The organism is Nonomuraea cypriaca (assembly GCF_015645445.1).
GTDB lineage: Bacteria > Actinomycetota > Actinomycetes > Streptosporangiales > Streptosporangiaceae > Nonomuraea > Nonomuraea cypriaca.
The window spans coordinates 1-2,857 of record NZ_JADOGI010000451.1; the positions used below are offsets into that span (position 1 = coordinate 1).

General features: G+C 73.9%; 1 protein-coding gene. It reads left to right on the forward strand.

The features are described from left to right. Window positions 1-91 precede the first annotated feature (91 nt). Window positions 92-2,644, forward strand: coding sequence for a DUF5682 family protein (locus ITP53_RS54660; protein ID WP_195903365.1), 2,553 nt, complete (start codon window positions 92-94; stop codon window positions 2,642-2,644). Window positions 2,645-2,857: the final 213 nt, after the last annotated feature.

Sequence of the window (2,857 nt, forward strand, 5' to 3'; positions counted from 1 at the left end):
CGTGGGCACTGGTCAAGGCCACGCAGACGCCCCTTCCGACCATGCGGCCGACACTCCGGGACATGTAGGTGCTGGTCAAGGGCAGGGGGGTGTGCTGGTGGTGGGGGAGGGGCGCGTCTACGTTCTGGGCGTGCGGCATCACGGGCCCGGGTCGGCGCGGGCCGTACGGGCCGAGTTGGAGCGGCTCGAACCCGACGCGATCCTCATCGAGGGCCCGCCGGAGGCCGACCCGCTCATCTCGCTCGCCCCGGACCAGGAGCCGCCTGTCGCGCTGCTCGCGCACGTCCCGGGCGTGCCGGCCAGCGCCGCCTTCTGGCCGTTCGCCGCCTTCTCACCGGAATGGCAGGCCATCCTGTACGGCACGTCCGCAGGCATCCCCGTACGCTTCTGCGACCTGCCGGCGGCCCATTCACTGGCCGACCAGACCGACGACGAGGTCCCCGACATGCGGGCCGACCCCATCGCCTCCCTCGCCGCAGCCGCCGGCTACGACGACCCGGAACGCTGGTGGGAAGACGTCGTCGAACACCGCGGCGACACCCTGCCGCTGTCCGGTCGGGCGGTCGGTCCGGTGTCCGGCTCGTCAGGTCCAGCCCCAGTTCCCTCGTCCGGCTCGTTGCCCGGTTCCGTGCCGGGGTCGGCGCCGTGGTTCGAGGTGATCGCTGAGGCCATGGGCGCCGTACGGGAGGGGTACGAGCCGGATGGGCGGGAGGCCCGGCGTGAGGCGTACATGCGGAAGACCCTGCGTGCGGCGATCAAGCAAGGGCACCGGAGGATCGCGGTGGTGTGCGGGGCCTGGCATGTTCCCGCGCTGGCCGGGCCGCTGCCGTCCGCGGCGGCGGACAACGCGCTGCTGCGCGGGCTGCCGAAGGTGAAGGCCGAGCTGACCTGGGTGCCGTGGACGTACGGGCGGCTGGCCTCGTGGAGCGGCTACGGCGCGGGGATCACCTCACCGGGCTGGTACCACCACCTGTTCGGCGCGCCGGACCGGCCCGTGGAGCGCTGGCTGGCCGAGGCGGCGGCGGTGCTGCGCGACGAGGGGCTGCCCGTGTCGTCCGCGCACGTCATCGAGTCCGTACGCCTCGCGAACAGCCTCGCCGTCCTGCGCGGTCGCCCGCTGGCCGGGCTGAGTGAGGTGACCGAGGCGGCCAGGGCCGTGCTGTGCGAGGGTGACGACCTGGCCGTGGAGCTGATCCAGCGGCGCATGGTCGTCGGCGACCGGCTCGGCCACGTCTCGGACGGCACTCCCATGGTGCCGCTCCAACGGGACCTGCGTGACCAGCAGCGGCGGTTGAAACTCAAGCCGGAGGCGCTCGACCGCGAGATCGACCTCGACCTGCGTAAACCGCTCGACCTCGACCGCAGCCACCTGCTGCACCGGCTGCGGCTGCTCGGCGTCGCCTGGGGCACACCGGGACAGGCGCGGGGCAAGGGGACGTTCAGGGAGACGTGGACGCTGCAGTGGCGGCCCGAGCACGACCTCGCCCTGATCGAGCACGCCGCCCTGGGCACCACCGTGGCCGGCGCCTCCGCGCGGCGGGCCGGCGACCTCGCGGGGGCGCAGTCGGCGGCGCTGGCGGACCTGACGTCGCTGGTCGAGCAGTGCCTGCTGGCCGACCTGCCGGAGGCGCTGCCCGAGGTGCTGGCGGCGCTGTCGGCCAAGGCGGCGCTGGACACCGACGTCACGCACCTGATGGCGGCCCTGCCCGCGATGGTCCGCGCCCACCGCTACGGCGACGTCCGCGGCACCTCGGCCGAGGGGCTGGCGGTGATCGTGGACTCGATGCTGGACCGGGTCTGCGTGGGGCTGCCGGTGGCGGTGACCGGCCTGGACGACGACGCGGCGGCGGAACTGCTCAAACACGTGGACGCCGTCCACACAGCCGTCGCCCTCCTCACCGACCCCGCCGCACCCGACTCCGCCGCACCCTCCGATGGTCGCGCGGCGCAGGGCGCAGAGGCCGGTGCCGCGACGAGCGGGGACACCGTGGTTGGCGGCGGCGTAACCGGTGGGGACACCACGGCCGGTGGTGGCGAGACTGGCGCGGGCACTGTGGTCGGCGGCGGCGACACCATGGTCGGCGGTGGTGGAACTGGCGAGGGCGCCGTGGCCGGTGGTGGTGAGACTGGTGGGGACAGCACCGCCGGTGGTGGCGTGGTTGACGGTGGTGGTGGGTCGTCGCGGAGTCGGTGGTTGGTCACGTTGCGGGGGATCAGCGATCGGCAGGACCTGCACGGGCTCATCGAAGGCCGGCTGACCAGGATCCTGCTGGACTCGGGTGAGCTCGAGGACGTCGGTGACCGCATGTCCAGGGCCATGTCCCGCGGGCAGACCCCGGCCAGGGCGGCGTCCTGGGTCGAGGGGTTCCTGGCCGGGGGCGGGTTGCTGCTGGTGCACGACCCGCGGCTGCTGAGCCTGGTGGACGGCTGGCTCACCGGGTTGTCCGGTGACCAGTTCACGGACGTGTTGCCGCTGCTGCGCCGTACGTTCGGGAGCTTCGCCGTACCGGAGCGGCGGGCGATCGGTGAGCGCGTCCGCTCAGCCGGGCGCGGGGCCGCGGAGGAGGAGCAGGACGTGGACGAGCGCCGCGCGGCGGCGGCCGCCGCCACCGTACTGGCGATCATCGGCAAGGCGGCCGGATGAGCGCGGTCCACGTCCAAGGGCGGCCGGGTGAGCGCGGCCACGTCCAAGAGCGGCCGAGTGAGCGCGGCCACGTCCAAGAGCGGCCGAGTGAGCGCGGTCGCGGCGAAGGCCGGCCGGAACGGGACGGAGACAGCGGAGGGCGGGGATGAGGGCGGCAACGGGCGACAGTAACCGGATGAGGGCGGTCATGGCCGGCGGCGGGCGGATGTGGGT